The organism is Actinoplanes sandaracinus, from assembly GCF_030009775.1.
Lineage (GTDB): Bacteria > Actinomycetota > Actinomycetes > Mycobacteriales > Micromonosporaceae > Actinoplanes > Actinoplanes sandaracinus.
The window spans coordinates 46,507-61,798 of record NZ_JASCTH010000026.1 but is presented as its reverse complement, the minus strand read 5'-3'; the positions used below and the strand labels follow the sequence as shown (position 1 = coordinate 61,798).

Sequence of the window (15,292 nt, the reverse complement as noted above, 5' to 3'; positions counted from 1 at the left end):
TGTTCGACCTTGCTCCTGGACAAGCACCTCGACGACGACGATCTGGCCCGCGAGCTGCGTGCCGACGTGCGCGCCGGCCTGACCGCCGACTCCCGCTGGATCCCGCCGAAATGGTTCTACGACGCCCGTGGCAGCGAACTCTTCGAGGAGATCACCCGGCTTCCGGAGTACTACCCGACGCGTACCGAACGTGCCGTCCTCGAAGAGCACGCCCCCGCGATCGCCCGGATCACCGAGGCGAAGACCCTCGTCGAGTTGGGTTCCGGCTCGTCCGAGAAGACCCGCCTGCTGCTCGACGCGCTGGTCGCCCGCGGCACCCTGGGATCGTTCGTCCCGCTCGACGTGTCGGCGTCCGCGCTGTCGGCGGCCGTCGAGTCGCTGACCACGGCCTATCCCGGCCTGAGCATCCGCGGTGTCGTCGGCGACATGACCCGCCACCTGCGCCACCTGCCCGAAGGCGACAACCGCCTGGTCGCTTTCCTCGGCGGCACGCTCGGCAACCTGATGCCGGCCGAACGGGCCACCTTCCTGACGTCCCTGCGTTCGGTGCTGCACGACGGCGAGTGGCTGCTGCTCGGCACCGACCTGGTCAAGGACCCGGCCGTCCTCGTCCCGGCCTACGACGACGCGGCCGGCGTCACCGCGGCCTTCAACCGCAACGTCCTCCACGTGATCAACCGCGAGCTGGACGCCGACTTCGACCCGTCCGCCTTCGAACACGTGGCCCTCTGGGACCCGGACCACGAGTGGATCGAGATGCGCTTGCGCTCCACCCGCGACCAGCGGGTCCACATCGCCGCCCTGAACCTCGACGTCCCCTTCGCCGCGGGCGGCGAGATGCGCACCGAGATCTCCGCCAAGTTCCGCCGCGACGGCCTCACCGCCGAACTCGCCGCGGCCGGCTTCGCGCCGCGCCACTGGTGGACCGACCCGAACAGCTGGTTCGGCGTGACCCTGGCGCAGGCCTCCAGCGCAGCCTGACTCCGGCGCACGCCTCCAGCGCAGCCTGACTCCGGCGCACGCCTCCTGCCCGGAGTGACTTCTGCCCGGAGTGACTCCTGCCTGGGTCGTCCTGGCACAGGTCGGCGTTGAGCGACGGTTTTGCCCGACTGGCGGCTCGGCTTGAACCCGGGCCGAGCCGCCGGCCGTGGCCACGCTCCGTCCCGGCGGTCGCGCACAGCTATGACCCGGCCCGGCGGTCGCGCCGAAGCCGCCCCGCACTCCGTGGTTGAGGGCGATGCCGCCAGTGCCGCTGCCGGGGTGATGTCGGTCCGGCTCCTATGGCCGTAGTGACGTCGGCTCGATGCCGATGGTCGGACGTGGCCCGGCGGCCTAGGGCGCCCTCGGCGGGCCGGGGTCCACGGCGACGCTGGCTCGGATCAGAGGCCCGGAATGACACCGGCCCAGCTCGATGGCGTGGTCTTCGCCGGCCGAAGTGGGCAGTTGGCGTGCCGCAGGTGTGGTGGTCGACGTTGATCCGGGTCGATTGCCCGGCGTGACCCGGCCCAGGAGGGGTAGAAGGTTGACGATTCGTGCTTTTCTTGCAGTGCTGCGCTTAGTGCTTTCTGCAGTGCCGCCCAGTAGACCGACTGTGACGACTGACCCCACGGCACCGCGGGAGTCCGCCCGCGGCGCCGCACCGTCGGGCTTCTGGAGCGGCGTAGTGGGTTGCAGTGTCACGGCCCGCAGGCCGGCGTTTCGCGGTGTCGCGGTGTCGCGATGTCGCGATGTCGCGATGAAGCGTCGGCGGATGTCTCGGCACGGCGCTGCGGGATGCCTCCCGCGGCGCGGCCCGTGGGATCGCGGTGCGGTGCTGCGATGCGTCGATGGAGGGGGTGCGCGAGCATGGAGGCCGGCCACACGGACCGGACGCCGACACCCGCCGGCCGGATGCCCGAGCGTGAACCGCATCTGGTCCTGGTGGATGCCGTGCTCCGGTCTGCCCGCGAACGCGACGCCTGGGCCTCCCACGGCGGCCCACGCCCCCAGTTGCCCCGCACCTGGCCCGAACTCTGGCGCAACGCCGTCCGTCGCCAGTCCGACCTCGCCGGAGAACCGGAAGAGGAGGCCCGCCGTTCGGTCCAGAGCATGGTCGACCAGCTGACCCGCCTGGAACGCGAGGCCGAGTGGTTCCGCACCGACGCCCGCCTGCGGAAACGCGCGATCTCCGAGACCCTCCTGTACAGCACCCGCCTCGGCCCCGATGTGCCCAGTCGCCCCGCCCAGGTCGCCTGGCAACGCCAGGAGGGCCTGCGCCCCGTCGACTACGCCAAGATCAAAGCCATTGAGGCGGCCCAAAGCGACTGGCTCGCCCTCTGGAACCAATGGGCCACCCGCTGACAATCCGCCCGGACAACCACCGCAGAAGCGGCGGATCCCAAAGACAACCCCCTTCATCGGTACGAGCCTGGCAGCCCCGCCAAACCCTGGCAGCCTCCGAGCGTCAACGCGACGTCCCAGCCCGCTCCCGGCCGCGAAGCGACCACCGGGCTGATGCGTCTGGTCGCCGTCCCCCAGCCCCGCCCAGCCAGTGCCCCGTCCCCAGCCCACCCGGACCCGGAGTCCAGCCCGGCCCCGCCCGGGTCCGGGTCCAGCCCGGCCCCGCCCGGGTCCGGGTCCAGCCCGGCCCCGCCCGGGTCCGGGTCCAGCCCGGCCCCGCCCGGGTCCGGGTCCAGCCCGGCCTGGATCCGGAGTCCCGGCGCGGTCCTGCCCGGATCCGGAGTCCCGGCAGTCCTACCCCGAGCTGGAGTCCCGGGCACAGCCACTCCTGAGCCTTGTCCCGTTCCAGGCCTTGTCCCGTTCCAACTCAAGGTTCCGAGCCTCATCCCGTCCTGGGCTGGTGTCCGGGGCCGTCTCGTTTCGAGCCGGAGCTCCGGGCTTCTTCCTGCCCTGGGCTGGTGTGGCCCGTCCCGTTCCGAGTCGGAGTCCCCGCCTCGTCCTGCTCCGAGCCGGGCCCGGGCTTGTGCCGTTTGGGTGGTGTCCTCGGGCACATGCGGTCTCGCGATGGTGTCCTCGGGCCTGTCCCGCCCCGAGCCGGCGACGCCAGAGTCGTGCCGTCTCGCGGCGAAGTGTGCGGTGCCAGGAGATTGTCGTGAGCGGCGACCGGAGCCCTCAGCCGTAGCTCACACACGAAATCCGGAGGCCGTAGGACGTCTCAGCTACGGCTCGCAGCGGTGGATCTTGCGCTACTGCTCATGGGGTGCCGTCTCGACCTAGTTGAGGCAGCCGTGTCCCACGTGCCGCCCGTCCCGTGCATGAAGATCACCCCGACAGGCACCGTCGTCTACCGACGGATCGCCCCCCAGTCCGACGGACCGCCTCCTCATGCATGACGGCCTCCACGACGGGCATCACGCTATCGAGCAACGCCGTGCGGGACGCGAGCAACGCTGCGCAGGACGCGAGCGACGCCGTGAGGGACGCGCGAGCGACGCCGTGAGGGAGGCGAGCGACGCCGTGAGGGACGCGAACAACGCTGCGCAGGATGCGAACAACGCTGCGCAGCATGCGAGCGACGCTGCGCAGGATGCGAAGCGACGCCGTGTGGGATGCGGGCGACGCCGTACAGGATGGGAGCGACGCCGTGTGGGATGCGGGCGACGCTGTGCGGGACGCGAGCGACGCGGTGGTTTCCGCGCGTTCATGGCCATGAGCTGCGGTGATTCTTGATTTCGTGTCACTGCTCACGACCGCCCGAGCAAGATCAGACTCGGCCGTTGTGAGCTGGCAGCCGCTCCCCCTTGGCGCCATATCCCGCACAGCACCTCCCACCCCCACCCCCCGCCTCCCACCCCCACCTCCCGCCTCCCACCCCCACCTCCCGCCCCACTCGCGCTGGTCGCGGCGATCTTGGAGCGCTGACCACCTTTTCGGGTGGCTGCCGCATCAAGATCGCGATTGTGGGGTGGCGGGTGCGGCCCGCGTTGTCTCGCGAGGCGGCCACGCAAGGTGAACGAGTTGCGGACGGCGCACCGGATGCGGTGGGCGTGTCCGGAGCGACAAGCCCGAGCGGTGTGGTGGCTGTGGTGCCGCCGCGGGCAAGAGGTGGCTGGTGGTGTCGTGGGCCGGGCGGTGGGGAGGCACTCGGGAGCGCTGGGCGCTGCGGTGTGTGAGTCGGGCGGTGTGGGGACGGGCGGTGTGGGGACGGGCGGTGTGGGGACGGGCGGTGTGGGGACGGGCGGTGTGGAGACGGGCGGTGTGGAGACGGGCGGCGTGGGGACGGGCGGCGTGGAGTCGGGCGGTGTAGAGCCGGGCGGCGTGGAGTTGGGCGGTGTGCGGGGGTGGTGGGGGTGTGTGAGGTGGGGCGCGTAGCCGGTGAGGGGCGGATCCGGCCCGGCGGGCGCGCTGCGGTTCGGGCGCCGGGAGCCGTCGCGCGGTAGTCCGGGGCGGCCCGCGTTCGGCGAGACGGTCTGGCCGTACGAAATCGGGAATGTCCTTCCGAAAGCGCCGTCTTCGCTCAGCATGCGGGATGCCCCGGGTGTCAGTTGCTCCGGCCGGTGGGAGTTGATACGTTCTTCTGCATAGTCATACGGAGGTTGGAATGGGAATCAGGGTCGCGGTGGCGGGAGCCAGTGGCTACGCGGGCGGTGAGTTGCTGCGCCTGATCGCCGGACACCCCGAGTTCGACCTCGTCGCGGCGACCGCGCACAGTCAGGCCGGGTCGCCGGTCAGCGCGGTGCACCCGCAGCTCGCCGGGCTCGACCTGACGCTCGGTGTCACCGACGCTGAGACGCTGAGCGGCGCCGACCTGGTGTTTCTCGCCCTGCCGCACGGGCAGTCGGCGGCTGTGGCCGCGCGGCTCGAGGCCGGTGTCAAGGTGGTCGACCTGGGGGCCGACTTCCGGCTGGAGAGCGCCGAGCAGTGGACGCGCTACTACGGTGGCGGGCACGCCGGCACATGGACCTATGGGCTGCCCGAGCTGCCCGGCGCGCGGGAGGCGATCGCCGCGTCCGACCGGGTCGCCAGCACGGGGTGTTATGCGGCGACGATCACTCTGGCCCTCGCGCCGTTGATCGCCTCCGGCGTCGCCGACCCGGCGGATGTCGTGGTGGTGGCCAGTTCGGGCACTTCCGGCGCCGGGCGCAATGCCAAGGTCAACCTGCTGGCCAGCGAGATCATGGGTGACCTGTCGCCCTACAAGGTCGGCGCCCACCAGCACGTGGCCGAGATCAAGCAGGCCACCGGGGCGGCTTCGCTGTCGATGACGCCGATTCTGGCGCCGATGCCGCGCGGCATCCTGGCGACGGTGACGGCGCGCCGGCTGAGCGGCGACGATCCGCGCGAGGTGCTGCAGGAGGCCTATGCCGATGCCCCGTTCGTGCACGTGCTGCCCGAGGGCGTCTGGCCGCGCACGGCCGCGACCGCGGGTTCCAACTCCTGCCACCTGCAGGCGACGGTCGACATCGACTCGGGCCGCATCATCGTGGTGAGCGCGCTCGACAACCTCGGCAAGGGCGCCGCCGGCCAGGCGGTGCAGAACGCCAACATCATGTTCGGGCTGCCCGAGACCACGGGCTTGAGTGTCTTCGGAGTCGCGCCGTGATCGACTGCACCGGGTGGCGCCCGGCCGGACCTGACAGCGGCCTCACGGACGAGGGCCTGGAGAGCATGCCAGAGGAAGCACAGTCATGACCGTCACCCATCCCAGGGGCTTCCGGGCCTCGGGCGTCGCCGCCGGGCTCAAGGCCAGCGGCAACGCCGATGTCGCCCTCGTCGTCAACGACGGGCCCGACTACACGGCGGCCGCCGTCTTCACCGGCAACCGGGTCAAGGCCGCACCGGTTCTGTGGAGTCAGCAGGTGCTCAAGGGCGGCATCGTCCGCGCGGTGGTCCTCAACTCGGGCGGCGCCAACGCGTGCACCGGTTCGCAGGGCTTCCGCGACACCCACGCCACCGCCGAGCACACCGCGGCCGTCCTGCGCGGCATCAGCAAGCCCGGCGCCAAGCCGATGATGATCGGCGCCGGTGACGTGGCGGTCTGCTCGACCGGTCTGATCGGCGAGCTGCTCCCGATGGACAAACTACTGCCCGGGGTGAACGCGGCGGCCAAGGCTCTCGCCGCCGACGGCGGGCCGAAAGCCGCTGACGCCATCATGACCACCGACACCGTGGCGAAGAACGCGGTGGCCCAGCGTGACGGCTGGTCGGTCGGCGGCATCGCCAAGGGCGCGGGCATGCTCGCTCCGGCGCTCGCCACCATGCTGGTCGTCATCACCACCGACGCCTCCGCCGACAACGAGGTGCTCGACGCCGCGTTGCGTGCCGCGACCCGGGTCACCTTCGACCGGATCGACGCCGACGGCTGCATGTCCACCAACGACACGGTGCTGTTGCTGGCCAGCGGCGCCTCCAACCGGCAGCCGACGGTGGAGGAGCTGACCGAGGCGGTCACCGAGGTCTGCCACGACCTCGCCCAGCAGCTGATCGCCGACGCCGAGGGCGCCACCAAACACATCGCCATCGAGGTGCGGGGCGCGGCCAGCGAGTCCGACGCGGTGCAGGTGGGGCGGGTGGTGGCCGGCAACAACCTGGTCAAGACGGCGTTCTTCGGCAACGACCCGAACTGGGGCCGCATCCTGGCCGCGGTCGGCACGACCAGCGCCGCCTTCGAGCCCGACCGGATCGACGTGGCGATCAACGGTGTGTGGATCTGCAAGGGCGGCGCCGCCGCCGAGGACCGGAGCAAGGTCGACCTGTCCGGCCGGGACGTGACCGTCACGATCAACCTGCGTGAGGGTGAGATGGGCGCGACGATCTGGACCACCGACCTGTCGCACGCCTACGTCCACGAGAACTCGGCGTACTCGTCATGACGACGGCCGCTCAGAAATCGACGATCGCCGCCCAGCAGAAGGCCGAGGTCCTGATCGAGGCCCTGCCGTGGCTGGAGCGTTTTCACGGCGCCACCATCGTGATCAAATACGGCGGCAACGCCATGATCGACCCGGAACTGCAGAAGGCGTTCGCCGCCGACATGGTGTTCCTGCGGCATGTCGGCATCAAGCCGGTCGTGGTGCACGGCGGCGGCCCGCAGATCAGCCGCATGCTCACCAGGCTCGGCATCGAGTCGGAGTTCCGCGGGGGCCTGCGGGTGACCACCCCGGAGGCCATGGGCGTCGTCCGGATGGTGCTGGTCGGCCAGGTCGGCCGTGAGCTGGTCGGTCTGATCAACCAGCACGGGCCGCTCGCGGTGGGCCTCTCCGGCGAGGACGCGGGCCTGTTCACCGCGGTTCGCAGGCAGGCCATCATCGACGGCGAGTCGGTCGACATCGGTCAGGTCGGCGACGTCGACCGGGTCAACACGTCGGCGGTCGACGATCTCATCGCGGCCGGCCGCATCCCGGTGATCGCGACGGTCGCGCCGGACGCCGAGGGTGTCCTGCACAACGTGAACGCCGACACCGCCGCCTCGGCGCTGGCCGTCGCGCTCGGGGCCCGCAAGCTGGTGGTCCTCACCGATGTGCCCGGCCTCTACACGAACTGGCCGGACACCTCCTCGCTGACGTCCGAGATCGACGCCGACGCCCTGGAGAAACTGCTCCCTGGCCTGGAGTCGGGGATGGCGCCCAAGATGGAGGCATGTCTGCGCGCGGTCCGCGGCGGCGTGCCGGCCGCACACGTCGTCGACGGCCGGGTCGCCCACTCGACCCTGCTCGAAGTCTTCACGGAAGAAGGATTCGGAACCATGGTGGTCCCCGCGGGCGCGAGCGAAGGCACGAGCGAATGAGCCTCGTCGAGCGCTGGCAGCAGTCGATGATGAACAACTACGGCACCCCGGCGATCGGCCTGGTCAAGGGCGAGGGCGCGGTCCTGACGGCCGAGGACGGCAAGGAGTTCGTCGACTTCCTCGGCGGCATCGCCGTCAACGCCCTCGGCCACGCCCACCCGGCCGTGGTCGCCGCCGTGACCCACCAGATCCAGCAGCTGGGTCACGTCTCCAACCTCTACATCTCCGAGCCGCCGGTGGCGCTGGCCGACCTGCTGCTCGCGCTCGCCGGCCGGCCCGGCCGGGTGCTGTTCACCAACTCGGGGGCGGAGGCCAACGAGGCGGCGTTCAAGCTTTCCCGGCTCACCGGGCGGACCCACATCGTGGCCACCGACGGCGCGTTCCACGGGCGGACCATGGGTGCGCTCGCACTGACCGGGCAGCCGGCCAAGTCCGACCCGTTCCGGCCGCTGCCGCCCGAGGTCACGCACATCCCGTTCGGTGACGTCGCCGCCCTGGCGGCGGCCGTGACCGACGCGACCGCGATGGTGATCCTGGAGCCGATCCAGGGGGAGAACGGGGTCGTCGTCCCTCCGGCGGGCTATCTGGCCGCCGCCCGGGAGATCTGCACCCGGCACGGGGCGCTGCTCGCGCTCGACGAGGTGCAGACCGGCATCGGGCGCACCGGGCACTGGTTCCACCACCAGAGCGAGGGTGTCGAGCCCGACGTCATCACGCTGGCCAAGGGCCTCGGCGGTGGCCTGCCGCTGGGTGCCTGCATCGCGTTCGGCCCGGCCGCCGACCTGTTCCAGCCGGGTTCGCACGGCACCACCTTCGGCGGCAACCCGGTCTCCTGCGCGGCCGGTCTCGCGGTGATCCGCACGATCGCCGGCGAGGGCCTGCTCGATCACGTGAAGCGGGTCGGCGAGCAGTTGCGCCGCGGCATCGAGTCGCTCGGCCACCCGCTGGTCGACCACGTCCGTGGCGCCGGCCTGCTGCTCGGGATCGTGCTCACCCAGCCGGTCTCCGGCGATGTCGCCGCCCAGCTGCGAGACGCCGGTTTCCTGGTGAACCCCGCCAAGCCGGACGTGATCCGGCTGGCCCCGCCCCTGATCATCTCTTCCGGTCAGGCAGATGCCCTGATCGCTGCTCTGGACGGTATCCGGTGACCACCCGCCACTTCCTCCGTGACGACGACCTGACTCCCCAGGAGCAGTCGGACGTCCTCGACCTGGCCGCCGAGATGAAGGCGAACAGGTTCGGCCACACCCCGCTGGCCGGCCCGCGCAGTGTCGCCGTCTTCTTCGACAAGGCCAGCCTGCGCACCCGGCTCTCGTTCGAGGCCGGCATCGCCGAGTTGGGCGGCCAGCCGATCATCGTGGACTCGCAGAACACCCACTTCGGCCGGGGTGAGACCCTCGCCGACGCCGGCCGGGTGGTGGCGCGTTACGTGTCCGCCATGGTCTACCGCACCCACGGCGACGAGCGGCTGGCCGAGTTGGCCTCCGGCGTCGACGTCCCGGTGATCAACGCGCTCAGCGACGGGTACCACCCCTGTCAGCTCCTCGCCGACCTGCTGACCATCCGGGAGCGGTTCGGTTCGACGAGCGGAAAGACCCTGGCGTATGTCGGGGACGCGGCCAACAACATGGCCCACTCCTATCTGATCGCGGGCGTGATGGCCGGCATGCACGTGCGGGTGGCCGGCCCGTCCGGGTTCGACCCGGCCGCCGCCGTGGTGAGCCGGGCGGCGGAGATCGCGGCGTGGACGGGTGGCTCGGTCGAGGTGCTGCGCGACCCCCGCGAGGCGGTCGACGGCGCGCACGTGATCGCCACCGACACCTGGACGTCGATGGGTCAGGAGGGCGACGGCAAGGATCGGCTCACCCCGTTCTGGCCGTACCAGGTGAACAAGGAACTGCTGGCCGCCGCCGACCCGGCGGCGATCGTGCTGCACTGCCTGCCGGCGCACCGCAACGAGGAGATCACCGACGAGGTGATCGACGGCCCGCAGAGCGCCGTCTTCGACCAGGCGGAGAACCGCCTGCACGCGCAGAAGGCGCTGCTGGCCTGGCTGCTGGCGGCGAATCAGAGATGAGTGCGCCACAGACGCGCGCGGGACGGCATGCCCGGCTCGTCGACCTGATCCGGACCCGCCGGGTCAAGTCGCAGACCGAGCTGACCGTGATCCTCGCCGACGAGGGTTTCCACGTCACCCAGGCCACGCTGTCGCGCGACCTGGAGGAGCTGAACGCGGTCAAGGTCAGCGGCGTCTACTACATCCCGGAAGACGGGCACCGGCCGCTGCGGGAGACCACCGGCCACGGCCCGGCCCGATTGATCCGGTTGCTGCGCGAGCTGCTGACCGGGGTGGACTCCAGTGGCAACATCGCCGTGCTGCGCACCCCGCCGGGCGCCGCGCAGTTCCTGGCCAGCGCTCTGGACAGGTCGGGCCTGGCGGACGTGGTCGGCACCATCGCCGGCGACGACACCATCTTCGTGGTGGCCCGTGACAGCGATCCCGCGTCGGGTGCGGCCCTCGCCGAGAAACTCAGCAACTGGAGCAAGTCCGACTCGGAGGAGAGCCGCGCATGACGTTCACCCCGGCCGTGGAGGCTCGCTTCCCCGACTTCGCCGACCACACCGACACCCTGGTCGGGCACGGTGTGGAGTTCTTCCTGGCCTCCAACGCGACGCTGCGGCCGCACCTCAACGAGGCGCCGTACGGCCACAAGCTCACGTGGCTCGACTTCACCGAGACCGCCGAGAAGGACTGGTCGATCCGGGACTTCCTGAACTTCTTCAACGTGATCAACGGCATCGCGTTCGGTGACCGGGGCATCCCGATGCCGCAGTGGGTGATGGTCGACCTGATCCTGATGCCGGCCGCCGCCCTGATCGCTGGCCTGCCGCAGGAGGAGTTCGCGGCCATGGTCGAGCGGTCCACGTTCCGTTTCGACACCGACGTGAAGCAGTTGCTGCGCAAGGTGCAGCAGGACATGCGCGACAGCGGCTACCGCGGCCCGGTCCCGGTCGGCGGCTACTGCGCGGCTCCGAGCGCCGAGCCGGGCCGCTGGGTCGGCTGGTCGTTGTGGTCGTTGATGCCGGCCGTGGGGCTGGGCAAGGCGGCCAAGGCGCTGGCCCTGTCCGCGTACCGCGCGCAGAAACTGGACGGCGTCACCCAGTACGACAACAGCGCCCTCAAGGTGCACACCGAGTTCGGCGCGCTGAAGATCCTGGTCGCGACCGTCCCGTTCCACACCTCGCCGGGTTCGTTCGTCTATCAGAGTGACCTGACGCTCCCGGCCGGGGGAAGGCTGCCCGAGCCGACCTTCCTGCTCGATCCGTTCGACTACAGTCGCCAGCGGGCGATGCAGAAGGACATCGAAGCGGGCCGCTGTGAGTTCTATGTCCTGCCGCCCGGCCATGTCCGCCGGGACGGTCAGACATATGTGCCGATTCTCGAGAAGGAACTGCCCCGATGACCAAGCGCAAGATCGTCCTCGCCTTCTCCGGTGGACTGGACACCTCGTACGCCCTCGTCGCCTTCCGTGAGGCGGGCTGGGACGTGGTGACCGCGAACATCGACACCGGCGGCCTGCACAGCGGCGAGGGTGAGGCCGTCCGGGCGCGGGCCGAGGAACTGGGCGCTGTCGAGCATCACATCGTCGACGCCCGGTCGGAGCTCTACGACCGTGTCATCACCTACGCGATCAAGGCGAATTACCTGCGTAACGGCGCCTACCCGTCGTGTGTCGGCGCGGAGCGGCTGATCCAGGCGGAGAAGGTCGTCCAGGTCGCCCTCGAGGTCGGCGCCGACGCGGTGGCGCACGGCTCGACGGGCGCCGGGGCCGACCACGTCCGCTACGACGCGGTGATCCGGGCGCTGGCCCCACAGCTGGAGATCGTCACCCCGATCCGGGACGAGCGGCTCACCCGCGAGGAGGAGACCGACTTCCTGCGGGGCCGCGGCTACGCGGTCAGCGAGAAGGTCAAGAAGTACTCGATCAACGAGGGTCTGATCGGCACCTCGATCGGCGGCGAGGAGACCTACGGCTCCTGGGAATACCTGCCGGAGGACGCCTGGACATACACGAAGTCGATCGACGCGGCCCCGGAGAAGGGCGTCGAGCTGCTGCTCACCTTCGACAAGGGCGAGGTCGTGTCGGCGGTGACCGCGGCCGGCGACCCGCTTCCCAACGACACGAACTACGCGATCCTGTCAGCGCTCAACACGCTCGGCGGCGAGCACGGCATCGGCCGGGGCATCCACATGGGCTCGACCATGGTCGGCAACCTGGCCCGGGTCGGTTTCGAGGCGCCGGGCATGCTGATCCTCATCGCGGCGCATCGCGAGCTGGAGAAACTGGTGCTCTCCAACCGGCAGCAGGCCACCAAGGCGACCCTCGGCAACACCTACGGCGACCTGCTGCACGAGGCCGTCTACTTCGACCCGATCATGGACGATTTCCGGGCCTTCCTCGACTCCAGCCAGACCCGGGTCACCGGCACCGTGCGGGTGCTGCTGCACAAGGGCAACATCGTGCTGCTGGGCAGCAAGAGCCCGCACAGTCTGCTGGACGCGGCCACCCGCTCGGGTGTCGTTTACGGCCACGGGTCGTCACTCTGGACCGGCGAGCAGGCCCGCGCGTTCGCCCACATGTACTCAGTCCCCGGCGCCATCGCCCGCGCCGCCGCAACCCCCACCACATAGCCGCGCCCCACTGCCGCGATCTTGTGGAGTTGCCCGACACGGTGCGGCGCAACTCCACGAGATCACGGGGGAGGCCTCAGGGGAAGCTCAGCTCAGCCAGCTGTGCAGGACGTGCAGGGCCTGCCGGATCTCCGGCACCGGGACGTGCTCGTCGTCGGTGTGCGCCAGCAGTGGGTCACCGGGCCCGAAATTGACCGCCGGGATGCCCAGGCTGGCGAACCGCGACACGTCGGTCCACCCGAGTTTCGGCGCCGGTGGACGGCCGACCATCTCCACGAACTCCTTGGCGGCAGGCTGGTCCAGCCCGGGCCGGGCGCCCGGCGCCGCGTCGGTCACCTCGAGCTCGAACCCGGCGAAGACGGAACGCAGATGCTCCTCGGCGGCGGCCACGTCCCGGTCCGGGGCGAACCGGTAGTTGACGAACACGGTGCACAGATCGGGGATCACGTTGCCGGCGATGCCGCCCTCGATCTTCACCGCGTTGAGGCCCTCGTGATATCTCAGGCCGTCGACGACCGGCTGCCGCGGCACGTAGGCGCGCAGCACGTCGAGCACCCCGCCCGCGCTGTGGATGGCGTTGCTGCCGCGCCACGAGCGGGCCGCGTGCGCCGCCACCCCGGGCACGGTGATCTTCACTCGCATGGTGCCCTGGCAGCCGCCCTCGACCGTGCCGTCGGACGGCTCGCCGAGGATCGCGAAGTCGCCGGCCAGCCACTCCGGGTGGTTGCGGACGAGCCGGCCGAGCCCGTTGAGCCGCGCCGCGACCTCCTCGTGGTCGTAGAACACGTAGGTCACGTCGTGACGTGGGCTCTCCAGCACCGCCGCGAGCTGCAGCATCACGGCGACGCCGGCCTTCATGTCGACCGTGCCGCGCCCGCGCAGGAGGTCGCCGTCGGTGACGACGGGCAGGTTGTCGGCGATCGGCACGGTGTCGAGATGCCCGGCGAGCACCACCCGGGTGCTTCGGCCGAGGGCGGTGCGGGCCACCACCGCGTCGCCGTCGCGCAGCACGTCGAGGTGCGCGACGGCGCGCAGCGCGCTTTCCACGGCGTCGGCCAGGCGCTTCTCGTCGCCGCTGACGGACGGGATGTCGCAGATGGTCCGGGTGAGATCGACGACGTCGCCGGTCAGATCGAGGTGGTTTGGATCGAGCGTGGTCATGGTGCAAACTTATCAGATCAAGAGCATTTTTATGCGTACGGACGAAGCAGCCCCCACCGCAACCACGGCGTCTCGTGGCTCCCGCGCGACCGCGGCACCGCTCCCGGCCGCGACGCGGCCGCCGGGCGGAGGCGCGGTGAAAGGGCTACGCGTCCCACCAACCGCGATGGCTCCGGGCCGCGGCCCGGAGCGCGGCTCGCAGCGATAGGGTCAGGAAGGTAACGAAACGTGATCGACCGAGGAGAAGGTGTGCCGGAGAGCGACGAGCCGACGCGGCTGTGGGGCGCGCGATTCGCGGGTGGCCCCGCCGAGGCACTGGCCCGGTTGAGCGTCAGCGTCCAGTTCGACTGGCGTCTCGCGCCCTACGACCTGCTCGCCTCCCGCGCGCATGCCCGCGTCCTGGCCAACGCCGGCCTGCTCGACGCGACCGAGCTGGGCCGGATGCTGGCCGCGCTGGACGACCTGGAGTCCGCCTGTGCCGCGGGCGATTTCCGTCCCACGATCGAGGACGAGGACGTGCACACCGCCCTGGAGCGGGGCCTGCTGGAGCGGCTCGGCGCGCTCGGTGGCAAGCTGCGGGCCGGCCGTTCCCGCAACGACCAGGTCGCCACCGACCTGCGGCTCTACCTGCGTGATCACGCCCGTGGCGTGGCGGTGGCGCTGATCGAGCTGGCCGACGCGCTGACCGAGCAGGCGTCTCGCAACGTCGACACCCCGGCGCCCGGCATGACCCACGTGCAGCATGCCCAGCCGGTCAGTTTCGGCCACTGGCTGCTGGCGCACGTGCAGCCGCTGCTGCGTGACCTGGAGCGGCTGCGCGACTGGGATGTCCGCACCGCGATCAGCCCGCTCGGTTCCGGCGCGCTGGCCGGGTCGTCGCTTCCTCTCGACCCGGCGGCCGTCGCCAAGGAGCTGGGTTTCACCGCGCCCGCGGCGAATTCGATGGACGCCGTCGCCGACCGTGACTTCGTCGCCGAGTTCCTGTTCGTGACCGCGCTGATCGGGGTGCACCTGTCCCGCCTCGGTGAAGAGGTGGTCCTCTGGACCTCTACCGAGTTCGGCTGGGTGGAGCTGGACGACGCCTTCGCCACCGGTTCGTCGATCATGCCGCAGAAGAAGAACGCGGACATCGCCGAGCTGGCCCGGGGCAAGAGTGGTCGCCTGATCGGCGGTCTCGTCGCGGTGCTGACCATGCTCAAGGGACTGCCCCTGACCTATGACCGTGACATGCAGGAGGACAAGGAGCCGGCGTTCGACGCCGTCGACACCCTGGAACTCCTGCTGCCGGCGCTGGCCGGGATGATCTCGACGATGACGGTCCGGGTGGACCGGCTGGCCGCGGCCGCCCCGGTGGGTTTCTCGCTGGCCACCGAGGTCGCCGACTGGCTGGTTCGCAAGAACGTGCCGTTCCGTGACGCGCACGAGATCACCGGCAGACTGGTGGCGCTCTGCTCGGCCCGTGGGTGCGAGCTGGAGGACGTGACCGACGACGATCTGAAGACCGTCAGCGAGCACCTCGACCCGTCGGTGCGTGAGGTGCTGTCGGTGTCGTCGGCGCTGGCCGCCCGCACCACGCCGGGTTCGACCGGGCCCGGCCCGGTCGCCGACCAGCTCGCCACCGTGCAGCACAAGCTGGACACCTGGCGACTGTGGGCGGTGGAGAAGGTCGTCCCTCGCTGATCGGGCTCGGAGACGGGAGTGGCCACGGCCGC

Annotated in this window: 12 protein-coding genes; 11 read left to right on the top strand and 1 reads right to left on the bottom strand. The window is 70.8% G+C overall.

All coding sequences use genetic code 11. From position 1 onward, the window contains the following. Positions 1 to 9: 9 nt before the first annotated feature. From egtD to argG, 10 genes are all read left to right on the top strand, one after another. A complete protein-coding gene (gene egtD, locus QLQ12_RS33465) occupies positions 10 to 981 on the top strand; it encodes an L-histidine N(alpha)-methyltransferase (RefSeq protein ID WP_407651659.1) in 972 nt (323 codons plus the stop codon). Between the two features lie 864 nt (positions 982 to 1,845). Continuing rightward, on the top strand, positions 1,846 to 2,340 hold the full coding sequence (locus QLQ12_RS33460) for a hypothetical protein (RefSeq protein ID WP_282764720.1): 495 nt from the start codon (positions 1,846 to 1,848) through the stop codon (positions 2,338 to 2,340). A gap of 2,200 nt (positions 2,341 to 4,540) precedes the next feature. Continuing rightward, on the top strand, positions 4,541 to 5,542 hold the full coding sequence (argC, locus tag QLQ12_RS33455; RefSeq protein ID WP_282764719.1) for an N-acetyl-gamma-glutamyl-phosphate reductase: 1,002 nt from the start codon (positions 4,541 to 4,543) through the stop codon (positions 5,540 to 5,542). An 85-nt stretch (positions 5,543 to 5,627) separates the two neighbouring features. Then, positions 5,628 to 6,812, top strand: a complete 1,185-nt coding sequence (gene argJ, locus QLQ12_RS33450) for a bifunctional glutamate N-acetyltransferase/amino-acid acetyltransferase ArgJ (protein WP_282764718.1) — start codon at positions 5,628 to 5,630, stop codon at positions 6,810 to 6,812. Next, positions 6,809 to 7,726: an acetylglutamate kinase gene (argB, locus tag QLQ12_RS33445; RefSeq protein ID WP_282764717.1), complete on the top strand. Its 918-nt coding sequence runs from the start codon at positions 6,809 to 6,811 to the stop codon at positions 7,724 to 7,726. Before argJ ends, argB begins: the two co-directional genes overlap by 4 nt. Next, the gene (locus QLQ12_RS33440; protein WP_282764715.1) at positions 7,723 to 8,874 is read left to right on the top strand and encodes an acetylornithine transaminase; all 1,152 of its coding nucleotides are present in this window, start codon (positions 7,723 to 7,725) and stop codon (positions 8,872 to 8,874) included. The genes argB and QLQ12_RS33440 overlap by 4 nt, the downstream gene beginning before the upstream one ends. Beyond that, positions 8,871 to 9,803, top strand: a complete 933-nt coding sequence (gene argF, locus QLQ12_RS33435; RefSeq protein ID WP_282764713.1) for an ornithine carbamoyltransferase — start codon at positions 8,871 to 8,873, stop codon at positions 9,801 to 9,803. Before QLQ12_RS33440 ends, argF begins: the two co-directional genes overlap by 4 nt. After that, positions 9,800 to 10,300, top strand: a complete 501-nt coding sequence (locus tag QLQ12_RS33430; RefSeq protein WP_282764711.1) for an arginine repressor — start codon at positions 9,800 to 9,802, stop codon at positions 10,298 to 10,300. The genes argF and QLQ12_RS33430 overlap by 4 nt, the downstream gene beginning before the upstream one ends. Next, positions 10,297 to 11,190, top strand: a complete 894-nt coding sequence (locus QLQ12_RS33425) for a hypothetical protein (RefSeq protein WP_282764709.1) — start codon at positions 10,297 to 10,299, stop codon at positions 11,188 to 11,190. The genes QLQ12_RS33430 and QLQ12_RS33425 overlap by 4 nt, the downstream gene beginning before the upstream one ends. Next, the gene (argG, locus tag QLQ12_RS33420) at positions 11,187 to 12,419 is read left to right on the top strand and encodes an argininosuccinate synthase (RefSeq protein ID WP_282764707.1); all 1,233 of its coding nucleotides are present in this window, start codon (positions 11,187 to 11,189) and stop codon (positions 12,417 to 12,419) included. The genes QLQ12_RS33425 and argG overlap by 4 nt, the downstream gene beginning before the upstream one ends. An 87-nt stretch (positions 12,420 to 12,506) precedes the next feature. Here the strand turns inward: argG and dapE are convergent, their stop codons facing one another. Beyond that, positions 12,507 to 13,580 carry a succinyl-diaminopimelate desuccinylase gene (gene dapE / locus QLQ12_RS33415; RefSeq protein WP_282764705.1) on the bottom strand — a complete coding sequence of 358 codons (1,074 nt, stop codon included), beginning with the start codon at positions 13,578 to 13,580 and terminating at the stop codon, positions 12,507 to 12,509. Between the two features lie 228 nt (positions 13,581 to 13,808). On the opposite strand from dapE, the gene argH reads away from it, so the two are divergent. Then, complete coding sequence (argH, locus tag QLQ12_RS33410; RefSeq protein ID WP_282764703.1) at positions 13,809 to 15,260, top strand: argininosuccinate lyase; 1,452 nt, start codon at positions 13,809 to 13,811, stop codon at positions 15,258 to 15,260. Positions 15,261 to 15,292: the final 32 nt, after the last annotated feature.

Excerpts from the sequence above, each read along its gene's own strand:
- argC (WP_282764719.1), top strand. The coding sequence starts at position 4,541 with ATGGGAATCAGGGTCGCGGTGGCGGGAGCCAGTGGCTACGCGGGCGGT.
- argG (WP_282764707.1), top strand. The coding sequence starts at position 11,187 with ATGACCAAGCGCAAGATCGTCCTCGCCTTCTCCGGTGGACTGGACACC.
- QLQ12_RS33460 (WP_282764720.1), top strand. The coding sequence starts at position 1,846 with ATGGAGGCCGGCCACACGGACCGGACGCCGACACCCGCCGGCCGGATG.
- dapE (WP_282764705.1), bottom strand. The coding sequence starts at position 13,580 with ATGACCACGCTCGATCCAAACCACCTCGATCTGACCGGCGACGTCGTC.
- QLQ12_RS33425 (WP_282764709.1), top strand. The coding sequence starts at position 10,297 with ATGACGTTCACCCCGGCCGTGGAGGCTCGCTTCCCCGACTTCGCCGAC.
- QLQ12_RS33440 (WP_282764715.1), top strand. The coding sequence starts at position 7,723 with ATGAGCCTCGTCGAGCGCTGGCAGCAGTCGATGATGAACAACTACGGC.
- QLQ12_RS33430 (WP_282764711.1), top strand. The coding sequence starts at position 9,800 with ATGAGTGCGCCACAGACGCGCGCGGGACGGCATGCCCGGCTCGTCGAC.
- argJ (WP_282764718.1), top strand. The coding sequence starts at position 5,628 with ATGACCGTCACCCATCCCAGGGGCTTCCGGGCCTCGGGCGTCGCCGCC.
- argB (WP_282764717.1), top strand. The coding sequence starts at position 6,809 with ATGACGACGGCCGCTCAGAAATCGACGATCGCCGCCCAGCAGAAGGCC.